Genomic DNA, 16,844 nt, shown 5'->3' with positions numbered 1-16,844 from the left:
TAGTAGTTTTTTAATAAATACCCATCTCCAGTCCGGCTACCATCGCTTCCGCAAGCTCTTCTAGCGCCGCAAAGTCTTCAGCTTGCGGTGGCCCTTTACAGATAATCGCCTCGGTGACCGGCTTCAATACCATGCCTTTAGCAATGCGCTGAAGCGCTCGCACTGCACCTTCGCCATCATTGCCGGTGCACAAGTACGCCGCGTAGGGAAGAATCAGTTCGCGCGCGCAGGCGGGGTAAAAACTTCGATCCAAAAAATCCTTCAATGCGCCAGGAAGCTGACCAAAATTTTCAGGAAAGACCAACAATAGCGCCTCAGCCCATATGACATCTCGACTACCCGCCTCGCTCGCGCGAAGCAGGCGCACGCTAGCGCCGGCCGCCTCGGCACAACGCGCTGCCGCGTAGGCGAGTCGTAAATTTCTGCCCGACTGACTGTGATACACAATAAGTAAATTGCTTTTAGCCACACTTACTCCGCCTGATATTTTGTTGGTACTGTGTTCACTCGGCTCTGCCCCTAGCGGTAAGATAACGCAGCACAGCCATTGCCATCCATAGACCACCAACAAGAAGCCAGAATTTATGAAGTATCTACATACCATGGTGCGGGTCGCCGACCTTGAGGCGTCAATGCATTTCTATTGCAACCTACTGGGCCTGACAGAAGTGGCGCGCTATGACAGCGAGCAAGGGCGCTTCACGCTGGTTTACCTGAGTGCAAGCGCAGATAAAGAACAAGCAGAAAGGGACAAATGCCCCACGCTGGAGCTGACCTATAATTGGGACCCAGAGAAGTATGATGGAGGACGTAATTTCGGCCACTTGGCGTACCAGGTAGACGATATTTATGCCTTGTGTAAAAAGCTGCAAGACGGCGGGGTCGTCATTAACCGACCTCCTCGCGATGGCCATATGGCCTTCGTGCGATCGCCAGACAATATTTCCATTGAGCTTCTGCAAGCAGGTGAGGCGCTGCCTCCGGCAGAGCCTTGGCAGTCCATGCCCAATACCGGCGAGTGGTAGACCTTAGAAAAGACCGAAGAACCAACCGCCTTTTTTAAGGTCCTCTTCGCAACGCGCCAACTGCGCAGCATAGCTGCGCGAGCGCGCCGACACTTTGCCGGCAACACGCTGTAACCAGGGCTTGCCGGCGAAGGTCCGGCGTTTAAAACCGCCGTGGCCCTCATGGTAAGCCAGATACAAAGAATAGGTATCGGTGTTGGCGATGCCATTGGTGCGTCGGCTCACGTTGTTGTACCAGCCGATGAAGTCTATGGCATCCTCAAAGTCATCGCGATCGGCGCCCCAATTGCCCGACTTATCCTTGTACCAATCCCAGGTTGCATCTTTAGCCTGAGGATAGCCGTAGGCGTCAGACATACGCCCTGCAGGAATAAAGCCCAACCAGTATTTGCGTGGCGGCTTGGCGTCAGCCACGAAACGCGATTCCTGATACATAATCGACATCATCACTGGAATGGGCGAGTCCCAGCGTTTAGACGCCTCGCTGGCATCGTCATACCAGTCGTCTTTTTCGCGAAAAATCGCGCAAATATCACCGGGATTACGCGGGGGCGCCGTCGTACACGCCGTCGATAGCAGCAGTGCGAGAACCAAGAAAACATAGCGCATCAAAGCTTCTCCCGGTCGAACAGTGCCAGCAGCTCGGCCTCGTTAATTATTGAAATCCCCAGTTCCTCTGCCTTGCGCAGCTTGGAGCCGGCATTCGCCCCGGCGGCCAAACAGTCAGTTTTTGAGGACACGCTGCCCGCCACTTTCGCCCCCAAGGTCTGCAACTTTTCCTTGGCCTCACTACGCGTCATCGATTCTAAGTTACCCGTTAACACCCAAGTCTGCCCGGCAAGCGGCTGGTCGGTATCGCTGCGCGAAACCACCTCTGGCCAACTAACACCACAGTCGCGAAGTTGGCGAATCACCGCGCGGTTGTGATCACTCGCAAAAAAGCTATGTATATGACTCGCCACGATCGGGCCCACATCAGCAACCTCCAAGAGCGATTCTTCAGAGGCCTCGGCTAGGGCGTCTAGTGTTTGAAAGTGCTGGGCTAAATTCAGCGCCGTGGCCTCGCCCACTTCGCGAATACCCAGCGCATACAAGAATCGTGCAAAGCTGGTATCTTTTGAGGCAGTCAGCGCCGCCAATAAATTCTCCGCCGACTTCTTACCCATTCGCTCTAGCGCGACGAACTGATCGAGAGACAAGTTGTACAGGTCTGCCATGGTCTCGATCAACCCGGCATCCACCAGCTGTTCTACTAACTTATCGCCGAGGCCATCGATATCCATCGCTTTGCGACTGGCAAAGTGCTTAATCGCTTCTTTGCGCTGAGCTGCGCACACCAGCCCCCCCGTGCAGCGCAATACCGCCTCACCGGGCGCCCGCTCGAGCTCGCTGTTACAAACAGGGCAACACGCCGGCACCGCGATGTCTCTAACACTGGCATCTCTGCGCGCCAGCACCACCTGCACGATCTGAGGAATAACATCCCCGGCGCGACGCACAACCACCGTGTCGCCAATTTTTACGCCGAGACGATCAATTTCATCAAAGTTATGCAGCGTGGCATTGCTCACCGTTACGCCGCCCACAAATACCGGCTCCAATTTTGCTACCGGGGTTACCGCCCCCGTTCTGCCTACCTGAAATTCCACATCGCGGAGAACGGTAGTTTCTTCCTGCGCTGGAAATTTGTGTGCAATCGCCCAGCGCGGCGCCCGTGACACAAAGCCCAGTTTTTGCTGCAGCGCGACGTCGTCTACTTTAAAAACAATGCCGTCGATGTCGTAACTCAGGCTGTCCCGGCGAGACAACAAGCGATGGTAGTAATCCACGCAGGCATCTACGCCCTCAACAACCGCCATTTCAGCATTGACGCGGAACCCCCAGTCAGCCAAACGCGCCAGCGCGTCACTGTGGCGCTCAAACCACGAGTCACCGGCAACAGCCACACCGTAGCAACACATTTCCAATGGCCGCTTGGCGGTGATTCGGCTGTCGAGCTGCCGCAAACTGCCCGCTGCCGCATTGCGTGGATTAACAAAGGTTTTGCTGCCCTGCTCCCGAGCCTCATTATTGAGCTTTTCAAAGCCCGCTCGGGGCATATAAATTTCGCCGCGCACTTCCAGCTCAGAGGGCCAACCCTCGCCTTTCAATTTCAGGGGGATAGACTGAATCGTTCTGACATTTTCACTGATATCTTCGCCTGTTTGGCCATCGCCACGGGTCGCTCCCCGAACCAGCACGCCGTCGACATATAACAGGCTAACGGCGATGCCATCGAGCTTTGGTTCACAGACATAGCCGAGCGGATGCTCGCTTTCTAAGCGACCGCGAATACGCGCATCGAAATCCCGCAGTTCCTGCTCTGAAAAAGCGTTGTCCAGCGACAGCATTGGCGTTTCATGACGCACTTGGCTGAAAGCCGCCAGCGGTGCTCCCCCCACCCTGCGCGTTGGTGAGTCGTCGCTACGCCACTCCGGATATTGCTCTTCCAGCTCCTGGAGTTCGCGGAACAAGCGGTCATACTCCGCGTCGGGAATACTGGGTTCGTCGAGCACATAGTAGCGGTGACTGTGCTCGTGAAGCTGCTCGCGCAGGCTTTCCAAGCGTGCGCGGGAAGAGGCATCGGACATTGATAAGACCGTAGTAGCGAAATTACATCAGGGTGAGTTGGCGGCGTTCAAAATCGCGAATGATCTGCCGGTAGTGCTCCAACGTTTGTTTCGTCGCCACACTGTGAGTTTGGTCTCGCAATTCACCACCGAGGTTTTTTACCAAACAGCGCGCGGTTTCCAACATGGCATCGAAGGCTTGCATGCTATCTTCGGGGCCCGGCATATTCATAAAGAAAACCACCCCCGGGGTGGAGAAACCGTCGATTGCATCCAAGTCGAAATTACCTGGCTCGACCAAATTCGCAACGCTGAACTGCTCGGCACCACTGCCGTCGGCCTTTTCAAAACGGTGGAAAATATTCATGCGTCCATAGCGCAGGTCGCAGGCCAACAACACCTGCAATAAGTCGGCCCCGGCATAGGGTTTACCCTCATCAGCAACGACATTCAGTACGATGAGTTCCTGGGGCTCACTCGCCGCCGGTTTTTCAGACTGGCGGGGAGCAGGCTCGCGCTCTACCCGTCGCGGCGCAGACACTGCCTCGTCAGTAAATGCCTCGTCCGGTTCGATAGCGGGCTCAGCTGTCGATGCCTTGCCCAGTGCTGGCTCTGAATCAGGCTCCACCGGCGTCTCGGCCATAGGGTCCTGTGTGGTTTCCGGTGCGGAATAATCACGCATCAACACGTCGTCATCGTCGTGGGACGCCTGCGGCCTATGCTTTTGGCTGGCGTCGCGCTGGTGCAAACTCGGCGCCTCGCGAACCGCAACGACCCTTGCCTCACCCGGTAGCTCGGGGTTAATCAGCTCTTCTTCAGCTTCGCGGCGCTTTTTCGAGGCGAGCCGCAGCGTGTCTTTACGCTCATTGCGCATCCGACGAAAACCGTCTAACAAAACGGCTATCGCCAACAATGCCCCTATGATAATCAACCAATCTCTTACGCTGAGATCCATTATTCGGCCCTTATCTGCCTGTTATACGGCCCGCTCAACACACTCGACGCGGACTTCGTCCTGTTCGAGTCGCAATTGGCGATATTGTTCCACGCGGGCACCGAAATATCTAGGAAGCGATCATCTCTGCCGCTTTCTCCAAATCCACCGACACAAGGCGTGAGACACCTGGCTCATGCATGGTGACCCCCATTAGTTGGTCGGCCATTTCCATCGCGATTTTATTGTGGCTGATGTAGATAAACTGCACGTCGCGGGACATCTCTTTCACCATGCGAGAGTAACGGCCAACGTTGGCGTCATCCAGCGGCGCGTCAACCTCATCCAACATACAAAATGGCGCAGGGTTAAGCTGAAAGATTGAGAATACCAAGGCAATTGCCGTGAGTGCCTTTTCCCCGCCGGAGAGCAGGTGAATGGTCGCATTGCGCTTACCCGGAGGCCTCGCCATGATAGAAATACCGGTATCCAGCAGGTCGTCGCCGGTCATTTCCAGATAGGCGCTACCGCCGCCGAACACTTTCGGGAACAGCTCCTGCAAGCCATTGTTCACGCGGTCAAAGGTTTCTTTAAAGCGGTTACGCGTTTCTTTGTCGATACGGCGAATGGCATTTTCAAGCGTTTCCAACGCGTCCTCTAAATCGGCGTTCTGTGCATCCAGATAATTTTTGCGCTCTGACTGTTGCTTGTATTCCTCTATCGCCGCCAGGTTAATCGGCCCCAGGCGGGCAATGCGTCGGCCCACAGCCTCTAACTGCTCTTGCCAGGCAGCTTCGCTTGCCTCATCGGGCAAGCTTTCGAGAACGGACTGAAGGTCAAATTGTGCTTCTTGAAGTTGGTCCTGCAGACCTTTGCGCCGTACCTGCAAGCCCTGATTCTCAACCCGGGCGCCCTCGAGCTTACTGGCGACTTGTTGCAGGCGCTGCTCGATGTCGTGCCGTCTTTGCTCGTGCTGACGAAGCTTCTGATCTACCTCTTCCAATGCGCGACGCGCCGCGCTGAGCTCTTCTTCAACAAGCAGGCGCTGCTCAAGGCGGGCCTCTAAATCCAGCTTCAAATCATCGATTGGCGAGTCATTGTCGTCCAGGTTCTCTCTGAGCTGTTCTTTGCGCTCGCGCAATTGCTCTAATTGCTCCTCTGTGCGGGCAATATTTTGCAGGGCAGCATCACGCTGGGTTTGCAGCGACTGATAGCGCATCGCGAGCTGATGGGCGTGATCCTTGCTTTGCCGCGCTTTTTGACGAACGGCATCGAGCTGCGAGCGGTTGTTGTCGCGCTCACTAAGCAGTTGTTCGCGACGCCCCGAGTCTTGCTCCATCGCCTCAATGGCATCCTGCAAGGTCATGCGTGCATCGGCCAGCGATTCCTGCTCCATCTCAAACTGGTTGCGCAACTCGTGAATATCACTGTCCAGCCGCTGGCGGCGCTGGCTCTGCTGCTCGCTCTTTGCCTGCTGAGCACTTAACTGCGCCCGCAATTCACTCTGCTGCCGGCTGTGTTGCTGAAGCTCGCGCTGCACCGTTTCGCGATCGGCCTCCAGCTGCTTCAGCTGCTCCCGGCTTGCATCCAGCTGTTCGGTAAGCGCCGCTAGCGCCGCTTCGCCCTCATCTATCGCTGCTTTGAGTTCTTGCAATTCTTCCTGGCGCTGTAATACGCCGCCTTGCGCCGTGTCTCCGCGCCGAACGCGAAGCCAATCTCTCCCCAGCCACAAGCCCTCCGGGGTCACCAGTGACTCACCCGCTGCAAGGCTCGTTCGACGCGCCAGGGCGTCCGCCAAACTGTCAGCCGTTTTCACATTCGCTAACACGCCTTGCAACGCCGGCGAGCCGGAAACCATCGCGGCGAGGCTATCCGCCTTCACGCCAACATCGCCACTTTGCGCCTGTTCAACAACGCAGAGCTGGCCCTCTTGAAGCTCTGACAACAGTCTTTGAACACCCTCCAGGCTGTCGATACACAGCGACTGCAGCTGCTCGCCAAGGACTGTTTCGACGGCGGTCTGCCAGCGCTCTTCCACTTGCAAGGCCTCGGCGACAATAGGCTTATCTGCCAAGCCATGTTGCTGCAACAAATTAGAAAGGGCTTTGTCACCCTGCCCTAAGGCCGCCTGCTGCAATGCTTCAAGAGATGCCATCCGCCCACGTAAACGCTGCATTTCACTGCGTTGGCGGTCCACCTCATCACTGGTTTCACGAATGCGCTCACGACATTGGCTAATTGACGGTTGCAGCTGGTCGTGGCGTTCCTGCAAGGCCTCGCCTTCGAGCTCAAGGGCCATTGCTTGTTCCTGCAATAACTCCAGGTCACCGTCGTCACCTTCAGTCAGCCCGGCGCGCTCTCCTTCGGCTTTCTGAATACGCTCCTGCAGGCGCTGCATGCTCAGCTCTAAATGCTGAATGCGAGACTGCTCCACTTCAGCCCGTTGACGCGGCCCCGCCGCATTCTGGTTGAATTCGTCCCAGCGCTGCTGCCATGACTGCATCGCATCTTCTGCTGCCAACAGGGACTCTGAGGCACTCTCCTCTTCTGCCTGGCTGATTTCCAGCTCAGGCTCGATGCCGGCCAGCTCCTCTTCCCACAGCTGAATTTTACTGCGGTCCCCGTCCAGCAGACCGGCCGTCTCCTGAATATTGATTTCGAGCCGCTGCAGGTCAGCGTCCAATTGGCTACGGCGCTCTTGCTGATGCTGGATACTCTGTTCTACGCGGGCGATATCGGCGCCAATACTGTAAAAGCGCCCCTGCACCTCGTTGAAGGTATCATTGAGCTGAGTGTGCTCGTCGCGCGACTGCTCAATGGCAGTGCCCAGCGATACTTGTTCGGTGACAACCGCTTCCCGGTCCAGCTCCAGTTCGCGTATCACCGCCTCTTTCTCGCCGACCTGGCCATCCAGCGCCTTCCACTGCAACACCTGCAGTTGCGCTCGCAACAGACGCTCTTCTTTTTTGTATTCGGTGTATTTTTCAGCGGCGGCGGCCTGGCGCTGCAAGTGCTGTAGTTGTCGTTCTAACTCGTCGCGTAAATCTGTTAAACGTTCCAGATTCTCATGCGTTCTGCGCATGCGGTTTTCGGTCTCGCGGCGGCGCTCCTTGTACTTAGAGATACCGGCCGCCTCTTCGATAAACACCCGCAGTTCTTCTGGCTTAGATTCGATCAAGCGCGAAATCATGCCCTGCTCAATAATGGCATAACTACGCGGCCCAAGACCGGTACCAAGAAAGATGTCGGTAATGTCCCGGCGCCGACACTTGGTGCCATTCAGGTAGTATTCTGAGGCGCCTTCGCGGGTGACTTTGCGTCGAATGGCAATTTCGTTATAGCGGGCATATTCGCCGCCTAACTTTCCCGCCGTGTTGTCAAACACAAGTTCGATAGAGGCTTGGCCAACGGGCTTGCGGTTAACCGACCCGTTGAAGATGACGTCCGTCATCGATTCGCCGCGCAAATTTTTCGCCGAGCTCTCCCCCATGACCCAGCGCACCGCGTCGATAATATTGGATTTTCCGCAGCCATTTGGACCAACAACCGCAGACAGATTGCTGGGAAAATGGGCTGTGGTGGGGTCGACAAAAGACTTAAAACCCGCCAGTTTGATACTTTTCAGACGCATAAAAACCGTAACCAAGCTTTGTGCCTATCCCTTTGTTGTTATCCGCAGAATGCCTGCGTTGGGATAGGACCAGATGTATGCAAAGCGCGATTATAGCCCGAGAACCGGGCAACATCAGTAGAAATTCAACGTGCGGCGGGCTGTAGCTGATCAATAAGCAGACTGACCGGCTGCGACGTGGCGTCACCACGCAACGTGGCGGCTGCCGACACCCAGTCACCGGGGCTGCGCATCGCCACCGCTTTAACACTAATGTGGGCGGAAACGCGCAGCGAATCAAAATCACTGAGGGTCGCGCCCTGGCGAATCACGTCACTGTCTGTCACATACACCGTCAGCGGAAAGGCCGCCGTGCCAGCCCGCACTGGAAGCCGCACTGCGGCAACCGGCATAGGCGAGCCACTGGGCTCTCGCACAACCACAAACAGCACGCCATTTGGGAAGTCACCCAGCGCCGGCGCAATATCCACACTCAGCTGCAAGCCCTCAATAGCCCCGGTTTCAATCGCCAGGCGCTTCGCTTCGTTTAAACCAGCGGCGATAACCATCGCCTCGCCCGTCTGCGGATCGAGCCCCATCTGAAGACGCTGCCAGTACGTGATCGCATTGAGATAGTCACCGGCAGCAAAGGCGTCGATACCGAGCACGCCCAGAGCCGTGCCCTGCTGGGGATTCACTGCCAGTGAGCGCTCAAGCAGGCTGCGTGTCTGCGCATCTATCACGCGGTTAGCCGATAAATAGCGCGCCTGGGCCAGCTGGGCGAGAATATCGGCATCCTGGGGAAATAAATTAAGCAGGCGCTCGTAGTACTTCACCGCCTCCGCGTAATTACCCTGCTGGCGGCGTATTGATGCCATCGTCATCAATAACTCCGCGTTCTCAGGCCGGCGAACTAAAATATCATCGACCAGCGCCTCGAACCGATGTAGATCATCTTCGCTGGGCTGGTCGGCGGCAAATAACTGCTGCTGAACGTCGAGAAGCCGATAATCCAGCCGATAGCCAAGATAGTCGTACAACGGCAGGGCAAGCGCGGGAAGCAATAGCAATGACAGCCAAAGCACCGGCCCGCGCGAAATTCCAGCGCGAGCCGAAAACTCTGCATTCTCTTCCAGCAACTGCTTGTCCAGCTCAGCGTTGAGCTCAGCCATTTGCTCCTCGCTGATCAAACCCATCTCACGGTCGTTGAGTAGCTCACGCTGTCGCTGGCGATAAAAATCGCGCTGCGCCTGACGGTGCTGTGCTTTATCGTCACCGATCACCCGGCGCGAACGAAACGCCAGCAAGCACAGGCCCATGGCTAGCGCCAATAGCAAGATAACACCGAGTACAAGTGGACTCATGAATTACCCCCAGAGCGTTCAGAAGGCTTTTCTTCGTCGCTGAGCAACGAGTCGAGCGCAGCGCGGTCGTGATCATCGAGTGGCTGAATCGGCACGCGGCGGGTTCGCCGCGACGCCATCAGCGCCCAGATTGCCAAGCCACCGAGCAGCAAGCCCACCGGCAACAACCAGAGAACCGCCGTCGCGGCATTAAACCGCGGCCGATACAAAATGAAGTCGCCGTAGCGATCAACCATGTATTGGGTAATTTCAATGTCTGACTTGCCGGCCATGATCATGGCGTGTAACTGCCGACGAAGATCCTGAGAGATTGCCGAATCGGAACCAGACAAATTTTGGTTTTGACACTTTGGGCAGCGCAGCTCTTCGATAAAGGCATTGTAGCGCTGGCGCTGCAAATCGGTATCGAACTGGTAGGTTTCAATAACCGCCCAGGACGGCAACGCCAAAAGCAGCAGTGCGAGGAGCAACACGCGGTGGTTCACGGCGACGCCTCCTCCAGTGAGCTGAGCATGGGCGCGAACTGCTCATCCCAGACTTTTTGATCCAGTGCGCCCTGATAACGGAAGCGCACAATGCCCTCGGCGTCGACGAGGTAGGTTTCCGGTGCACCGGTCACCCCCAAATCCAAACCTAAAGTGCCCTGCTCATCAAATACCGTTGCAAAGTAGGGGTCGCCCTTTTCCGCCAACCACTTCAGGGCGGGCTCGCGTCGATCCTTGTAGTCAACGCCCAAAATTGGCACGCCGCGCTCCGCTAATTCCACCAGGAAGGGGTGCTCGTAATGACAGGTCGGGCACCACGTTGCCCATACGTTGACCAGCAACCACTGTTTTGGAAGCTCTGCCCGGCTGAGCGACTCACCTTGCAGGGTTGGCAAAGAGAACTCCGGAAAGGGCTTATTGAGCAATGCCGATGGCAGCGCCGTGGGGCTGTAGTCGCCGGTTTGCACTCGGCGCTGCACGCCGAAGAAAATGGCCACCAGCACTAAAAAGATAATCAGCGGCAAAAATAGTTTAATCCTGCTCACGCTTTCCCCCTCGAACCACCAGTAATTTTTCCCCGGTAGCGCTTATCGCAAATCGCTAACAAACCACCCAAAGCCATGAGGATGCCCCCCAACCAGATCCAACGCACAAAGGGTTTAATATGTATTCTGACCGCCCAAGCGCGCTCGGCAACAGGCTCGCCAAGCGCGATGTACACATCGCGCAGCACGCCGGCATCGATCGCCGCCTCGGTCATCACCTGCGATGCGCGGGCGTGGTAGCGGCGCTTCTCGGGCGTTAACTGCGCCAGTAGCGTGTCACCGTCATACAAACTAAAACGCCCCTGCTGCCCCTGATAGTTAGGGCCATTAATGGCCTGAAGGTCGTCGAAAACAACCCGATAGCCAAAGGCGGTTTCGGTACTCTCTCCCACATTCATACGCAGGTCGCGTTCGTCTTGAAAGCTGGTCACCATACCCACGCCGATAAGGGCCAAGGCCAGCCCGAGGTGGGCCACAAGCATGCCGTAGTAAGACGGTGTCAGGCGTCGCAAACCCGCGACAACATTCGACGCATTGCGGGTCTTATCGCGCAAATTAATCAGTGTCGTCGCGACAATCCATACAAATAGCAAGGCCCCGGCACTGGCAGCGAAATGAAATTCGCCGCCGTACAGCCACGGCACCGCTACTCCTAACAGCATTGAGGCCAACAACGCCGCAAGCATCGCACTCATCCAGCGCTGGGTATTACTGCGTTTCCACTGCGAACTGGGGCCAATACCCACCAGCAGCGCCAGCAAGCAGGTAATGGGTACAAACAAAGCATTGAAATACGGCGGCCCCACCGAGTATTTACCCAGGCCGGCAAAATCCATAATGAGGGGGAACAGCGTGCCGAGCAGCACGGTCAATGCGGCAACCACCAGCAAAATATTATTTGCCAGCAGCAGCGCTTCTCGCGATAGCAACTCGAATGGCTTGGCACTATGTTGCGACGGCGCCTTTAAGGCATACAGAGTTAACGAGCCGCCAACCACGACAACGAGAAAAGCCAGAATAAACATTCCTCGGGTGGGGTCTGCCGCAAAGGCGTGCACCGACGTCAGCACCCCGGAGCGGACCAGGAAGGTGCCGAGCAAACTCAACGAGAAGGCAAAAATCGCCAGTAACAGTGTCCAGGACTTAAAAATGCCCCGTTTCTCTGTGACCGCCAAGGAATGGATCAACGCGGTGCCTACGAGCCAAGGCATGAAAGAGGCATTTTCGACTGGATCCCAAAACCACCAGCCACCCCAGCCAAGTTCGTAGTAGGCCCACCAGCTACCCAGTGTGATACCAATGGTTAAGAACAACCACGCGATATTGGTCCAGGGTCGTGACCACCGCGCCCAGCTGGCATCCATACGCCCGCTGAGTAAGGCTGCGATGGCAAAGGCGAACGCCACGGAAAAGCCCACATAGCCGATGTAGAGCATCGGTGGGTGAATGACCATGCCAGGGTCTTGCAGCAGGGGGTTGAGGTCTTGGCCATCTGCAGGGGTATTCAGAAGGTTGCGCGCAAACGGGTTCGAGGTAAACAGGGCAAAGCCGAAGAAGCCAATGGCAACCATGCCCATGACCGACAGCACTCTCGCCAAAATATCCAAGGGGAGTTGCTTGGAAAACACCGCCACGGCAACGGTCCACAGGGTCAGAATCTCCAACCACAATAACAAGGAGCCCTCGTGACCACCCCACAGCGCACTGAATTTATACGCGACGGGTAATTGAGAGTTGGACTGCAGCGCCACAATATTGACGGAGAAATCATCGCTGAGAAAAGCGTAAAACAGAGCGCTTATGGCCAGCGTGGTGAACAGACACTGCCCCCACGCCAGGGTCGCGCCTGCAGCCATTGCGCGCCGGTCTCCACGCCAGACACCCAACATGGGAACAACCGCTAATAACAGCGCAAAAGCAAAACCAAGAATGAGCGAGAAGTGCCCCAGTTCAATAATCACGAGCCGTTGTACTCCTTGCCTGCTGTCGCCTCCTCGGCACGTGACTGCGCAGATTTTTCCAGGGCTTCGCTGACTTCCGGCGGCATATAATTTTCGTCGTGTTTGGCCAGCACTTCATCCGCGTAAAACACCCCGTCTTCAGCAAGCCGACCGGTAACCACCACGCCTTCGCCCTCGGCGAAGAGATCAGGCAAGATCCCTTCATAGGCCACCGCTACGCTGGCACTGTAATCCGTCACGCGAAAGCGAACTTTCAGGCTGTCAGTGGCACGCTCCACGGAGCCCTCTTCCACCATCCCGCCAGCGCGAATCTTTTTGTCGACCGGCGCTTTGCCCGCGACAATATCGGCAGGTGGGTAAAACAGGTTAATGTTCTCTCGCAAGGCGTAACCCAAGAACGCCGCCGCTGCCGCACTGGCAAGTAAAATAAACACGACGATTCCAAGGCGCTGTTTACGCAGGGGGTGCATGGCCATTACAGCCTCCGTAGCAATAATTTAAAACTGATTTTCAGCCTGACGACGGCGGGCCGCTGCCGCCGCTAGCGCCCGCGCATTGCGACCGCGACGCCGCGATTCAAATACCAGAGCAACCAGCACGATCGCACTGGCGGCAAAACTGAACCACACGTAAGGGCCGTGACCATCCATTTGCCAAAGCTGTTGAAGATTTGCAAATACCACTATTACCTCTCCCTTACTTGCCGCTCACCAACGCTTGCACCCAACGGGTATTTTTCTCTCGCTCAATAATTTCGGCGCGAACGAACAGCAACAGTACCCAGCCAAAAAACAGATACATACCGCTGAGCGTTGCCATCAACGGGCGCAACATCGTCGGGTGAATTGTTGATTCACCGACAAACTTGATGCTGGCAGGCTGGTGCAGGCTATACCACCACTCGACAGACCAGTAGATGATCGGGATGTTCACCGCCCCAACAATTGCCAGCACCGCGCAAGCGCGCGCAGCGGCGTCGCGGTTTTCAAAAGCTTGATGCAGGGCGATCAGCCCCAGATACAGGAAAAACAGAATCAATACGGACGTGATGCGGGCGTCCCACACCCACCATGTTCCCCAGGTGGGTTTCCCCCACACAGCGCCAGTCAACAGCGCAAGAAACGTCAGTGCCGCGCCAATCGGCGCCGCGGATTTCATGACAATGGCCGCCAGCTTCATACGCCATATCAAATGTACTGCGGCCGCGGTTGCCATCAGCATATAGCCGCCCATCGCAACGGCGGCGGCGGGAACGTGGATGTAGATAATGCGAAAACTATTACCCTGCTTAAAATCAGCGGGTACAAAGGCGAGCCCCCACACACAGCCCCCAACAAGCAATAGCAAGGCGGGAATCGCCAACCAAGGCAACAGGCGCCCGCTAAATTGGTAAAACCAGCGTGGGGAGCCCCATTTGTGAAACCATTGCCAATTTGCCAAAGCCAGTCTTTCCTTAATTCAAACCAATACTTACTGATCCACGCTAATGCGCAGGGCGCCCCCAATGGCCAGCGGCGCCAGCGCGAGGGCTGTCATCAACAGCGCCGCCAACACCGCCAGCGGCGGCAGATATGCCATGCCATCGATGGCGCTTTTCACCGCTGCACTGCCAAAAATCAACACCGGAATATACAGGGGTAAGACAATCAACGACAGCAATAGTCCACCCTTGCGCAAACCGACCGTCAAGGCGGCGCCAATCGCACCGATAAAACTCAATACCGCCGTGCCAAGCAACAGGCTAACCATCAGTACAACAAGCCCCCCAGAGGGCAACTGCAGGATGGTTGCCAACAAGGGCGACAACAGGCTCAGCGGCAAACCACTGACCAGCCAGTGACCGAAGGTCTTCGCCAGCACCAGGGGGTACAGCGGTAGCGGGCTCAACAACAGCTGTTCCAAAGTCGCGTCGTCGTAGTCTCCGCGGAACAGGCCATCTGTTGCCATCATTGACGCCAGCAAGGCCACCACCCAGATAATGCCCGGCGCTAACACGGCCAATTGCTGTCGCTCGGGGCCGATACCCAGCGGAAACAAACTGCAAACCATTAAGAAAAACAGCAGGGGGTTGCTCCACTCGCTACCGCGTCGCAGCGCAGCCTGCAAGTCGCGTCGCAACACGGCAAACATCACCGCACCAGTGCCCATCGGGATCACGACGCCCTCCCCAGCTCTATACGGCGCAATGGACGGGGCAACGACAGCGGATGGTGGGTGGTTAACAACACCATTCCCCCGTTATCGGCAAAGTCGCAGATCCACTGCTCTATTTCCGCGACACCGCGCTGATCTATAGCGGTGAAAGGCTCATCCAATAACCAAAGCCGGGCCGGGCAGCAAAATAGTCGCGCCAGATTTACACGTCGCTGCTGACCCGCTGACAAGCTGTAGCAGGGCTGCTGAATAAAGTCGCCCAGCCCCACTGTCGTCAGGGCGCGATGCAAATCGGTGTCGGCAACATGCTGCCCCCGCACCGCACAACTCCAACGCAGGTTTTCCAGGGCGGTCAGCTGCGCTTTGATACCGCTGCCGTGCCCCAGATACAAGCTGTGCTGCCGAAAGTCTTCGCGTTGGGTGATCAAATTCTCACCCCGCCAGTGAATGTCGCCCTCGTAGCGTGACGACAAACCGGCGAGAATCTTTAGCAACGTGGTCTTGCCACTGCCATTGGGGCCGGCCAGTTGCACAACGTCTCCAGCGCTAACAGACAGCGACAGGCCCGCAAACAACACGCGCTCATCTCGCTCGCTGTATAGGTTGTGTAACTTGAGGTCTGGTGACGACAAACTCACTCTCGCTGCTAAAGGCCACCGCATGGCGGCAGTCCGATTTAAAACGCGGGTAAGTATATACGAAATAACATTGAAATCCGCGCCCGGAATCTGGCGCGGCAATTTGTCGCAGCGGCAAAAGCCTCGCTGACAGGCCGGTGAGTGCACCCACTACGAGGTGGCGGTTACTGACCGCCGGATTGATGGCGCTGTAGCCAGCGCTCCATATCCTGGGTCACGAGGTCGAGGTAGGCTAACGCCTTATTCAGCTTGTCGCCCTCACTCTCACCTCGAAATCCCATCAAGCGATTGCGCACCCAGGCCAATTCGCTGACGAGGTCACTGATTTGCGGCTCGCTGACACGCGCCGCCGCGGGTGCCGATTTCAATTCCTTGTCCACCACCGAAGTCGCTGGGCTATACAGGCTATCCAGCAAGGTGTTCAATTTTGCATCGGATTGCGGCGCGCGACCAGAGGTGGCGGCAGGCCGTGGGTTCGCCGCCGATGACCGCCCCCCTGCAGCCGCGTCGAAAAATACATCCAGTAAGGCATCGCCACTACGCGGCGCGGGCGCTTCGGGCTTCGCTTTCGACTCGTCACCAGCCTGCCCTGCAGCCTTCAGCAGGCGTCCTCTGAGTTCATCGGGAATTCGATTAACGGTTTGGTGATTAATCAGCCGGCTCAACATCACTTCAATCGCGCTTGTCGCACCGATAATCAGCGACACCAGACTCGGGCTGAGGGCAATACGCCGCGTTCTGAGCCTATCCATTACGCGTTCACTTAAACGCGCACACTCGGTTAGCTCGGCCAGTTCCAGGACCGCAGCACCGCCATAGAGGGTGTGAAAGCCACGGTGGATATCATCCAGTATTCGCTGACCATCATAGCCGTACTGCAGCTCTTCCAGCTGCGCAAACAAGCCCTTAACAATATCTTCGGCTTCCGCCAAAAATATCGCCAGGATACCTTCGTGTTCGTTTGCGTCCACAGTATGCACTCTATTGTTATTGATCTCAGGCCAGCTGGATCAGCGAATCCGGATTTGTAATGGCTGGCAATTATGCGCAAAGTCTTGCAGTAACACTGTTGGCCCGGTCACAAAGGGCCAATTTTGTAATCAAATGGTCATGTTTTCGACGTATTCGTGCAAAACAGCTCACGAATTTTGCTTTCCAGCATTGCCGCCGTAAACGGCTTAACGATGTAGGCATCCACCCCAGCCTGCGCAGCGGCGAGGATTTTTTCCCGCTGCGCATCAGCCGTGACGATCATCACCGGTATATGCCTCAGGGCACTATCGGCGCGAATAACCCGCAACAGCTCCAAGCCTCCCATTTCAGGCATCAACAGATCGGTAATCACTAAGTCGAAGTGTTGGTTGTGAAGCATCGGCAATGCCACGCTGCCATCATCAGCTTCACTAATGCGCGCATAACCCAGATCGTTGAGCAAATTGCGCATCACACGACGCATGGTGGCGAAATCCTCGACCACCAGAATTCTGATATCGCGCAAGGACGACGCCCCCCGGGCGGG

17 protein-coding genes are annotated in these 16,844 nt (G+C 56.5%); 1 reads left to right on the top strand and 16 read right to left on the bottom strand.

Annotated elements, in window-relative coordinates:
- Window positions 1-10 precede the first annotated feature (10 nt).
- The gene (locus AC2Q8J_RS00665) at window positions 11-469 is read right to left on the bottom strand and encodes an NAD(P)H-dependent oxidoreductase (RefSeq protein ID WP_239547685.1); all 459 of its coding nucleotides are present in this window, start codon (window positions 467-469) and stop codon (window positions 11-13) included.
- A 115-nt stretch (window positions 470-584) separates the two neighbouring features.
- Between AC2Q8J_RS00665 and AC2Q8J_RS00660 the strand changes: the two genes are divergently transcribed.
- Window positions 585-1,025 (top strand): VOC family protein, encoded by a 441-nt coding sequence (locus AC2Q8J_RS00660; RefSeq protein ID WP_204995775.1) that lies wholly within the window; start codon window positions 585-587, stop codon window positions 1,023-1,025.
- A gap of 3 nt (window positions 1,026-1,028) precedes the next feature.
- On the opposite strand, the gene AC2Q8J_RS00655 is transcribed toward AC2Q8J_RS00660, so the two are convergent.
- The 15 genes from AC2Q8J_RS00655 to AC2Q8J_RS00585 form a co-directional block, all read right to left on the bottom strand.
- Window positions 1,029-1,634 (bottom strand): transglycosylase SLT domain-containing protein, encoded by a 606-nt coding sequence (locus AC2Q8J_RS00655; RefSeq protein ID WP_027873927.1) that lies wholly within the window; start codon window positions 1,632-1,634, stop codon window positions 1,029-1,031.
- Entirely contained in the window at window positions 1,634-3,655 is a 2,022-nt protein-coding gene (ligA, locus tag AC2Q8J_RS00650; protein ID WP_486451893.1) for an NAD-dependent DNA ligase LigA, read from the bottom strand. Before ligA ends, AC2Q8J_RS00655 begins: the two co-directional genes overlap by 1 nt.
- A gap of 22 nt (window positions 3,656-3,677) precedes the next feature.
- Window positions 3,678-4,589: a cell division protein ZipA gene (zipA, locus tag AC2Q8J_RS00645; RefSeq protein ID WP_486451892.1), complete on the bottom strand. Its 912-nt coding sequence runs from the start codon at window positions 4,587-4,589 to the stop codon at window positions 3,678-3,680.
- Window positions 4,590-4,698: 109 nt separating this feature from the next.
- Window positions 4,699-8,199 (bottom strand): chromosome segregation protein SMC, encoded by a 3,501-nt coding sequence (gene smc, locus AC2Q8J_RS00640; RefSeq protein WP_486451891.1) that lies wholly within the window; start codon window positions 8,197-8,199, stop codon window positions 4,699-4,701.
- A 125-nt stretch (window positions 8,200-8,324) separates the two neighbouring features.
- Window positions 8,325-9,542 (bottom strand): c-type cytochrome biogenesis protein CcmI, encoded by a 1,218-nt coding sequence (gene ccmI, locus AC2Q8J_RS00635; RefSeq protein ID WP_348655266.1) that lies wholly within the window; start codon window positions 9,540-9,542, stop codon window positions 8,325-8,327.
- Entirely contained in the window at window positions 9,539-10,027 is a 489-nt protein-coding gene (locus tag AC2Q8J_RS00630) for a cytochrome c-type biogenesis protein (RefSeq protein WP_204995780.1), read from the bottom strand. The genes ccmI and AC2Q8J_RS00630 overlap by 4 nt, the downstream gene beginning before the upstream one ends.
- Window positions 10,024-10,572: a DsbE family thiol:disulfide interchange protein gene (locus AC2Q8J_RS00625; protein ID WP_204995781.1), complete on the bottom strand. Its 549-nt coding sequence runs from the start codon at window positions 10,570-10,572 to the stop codon at window positions 10,024-10,026. Before AC2Q8J_RS00625 ends, AC2Q8J_RS00630 begins: the two co-directional genes overlap by 4 nt.
- Window positions 10,569-12,533: a heme lyase CcmF/NrfE family subunit gene (locus AC2Q8J_RS00620; protein WP_288362696.1), complete on the bottom strand. Its 1,965-nt coding sequence runs from the start codon at window positions 12,531-12,533 to the stop codon at window positions 10,569-10,571. Before AC2Q8J_RS00620 ends, AC2Q8J_RS00625 begins: the two co-directional genes overlap by 4 nt.
- Complete coding sequence (gene ccmE / locus AC2Q8J_RS00615) at window positions 12,530-13,003, bottom strand: cytochrome c maturation protein CcmE (protein ID WP_204996043.1); 474 nt, start codon at window positions 13,001-13,003, stop codon at window positions 12,530-12,532. The genes AC2Q8J_RS00620 and ccmE overlap by 4 nt, the downstream gene beginning before the upstream one ends.
- A gap of 27 nt (window positions 13,004-13,030) precedes the next feature.
- Entirely contained in the window at window positions 13,031-13,216 is a 186-nt protein-coding gene (gene ccmD / locus AC2Q8J_RS00610) for a heme exporter protein CcmD (RefSeq protein ID WP_348655268.1), read from the bottom strand.
- Window positions 13,217-13,229: 13 nt separating this feature from the next.
- The gene (locus tag AC2Q8J_RS00605) at window positions 13,230-13,973 is read right to left on the bottom strand and encodes a heme ABC transporter permease (RefSeq protein ID WP_027873936.1); all 744 of its coding nucleotides are present in this window, start codon (window positions 13,971-13,973) and stop codon (window positions 13,230-13,232) included.
- A 30-nt stretch (window positions 13,974-14,003) separates the two neighbouring features.
- Window positions 14,004-14,681 carry a heme exporter protein CcmB gene (ccmB, locus tag AC2Q8J_RS00600; RefSeq protein ID WP_348655285.1) on the bottom strand — a complete coding sequence of 226 codons (678 nt, stop codon included), beginning with the start codon at window positions 14,679-14,681 and terminating at the stop codon, window positions 14,004-14,006.
- A gap of 5 nt (window positions 14,682-14,686) precedes the next feature.
- On the bottom strand, window positions 14,687-15,349 hold the full coding sequence (ccmA, locus tag AC2Q8J_RS00595; RefSeq protein WP_348655269.1) for a cytochrome c biogenesis heme-transporting ATPase CcmA: 663 nt from the start codon (window positions 15,347-15,349) through the stop codon (window positions 14,687-14,689).
- 140 nt (window positions 15,350-15,489) lie between these two features.
- Window positions 15,490-16,296, bottom strand: a complete 807-nt coding sequence (locus AC2Q8J_RS00590; RefSeq protein WP_286695740.1) for an Hpt domain-containing protein — start codon at window positions 16,294-16,296, stop codon at window positions 15,490-15,492.
- Between the two features lie 137 nt (window positions 16,297-16,433).
- A complete protein-coding gene (locus tag AC2Q8J_RS00585) occupies window positions 16,434-16,814 on the bottom strand; it encodes a response regulator (protein ID WP_286696198.1) in 381 nt (126 codons plus the stop codon).
- Window positions 16,815-16,844 lie beyond the last annotated feature (30 nt).

The sequence above is a fragment of the Spongiibacter sp. C9W genome, from assembly GCF_057370015.1.
Note: the sequence above shows the minus strand (reverse complement) of the source record. Positions and strands in the feature narration are given on the sequence as shown.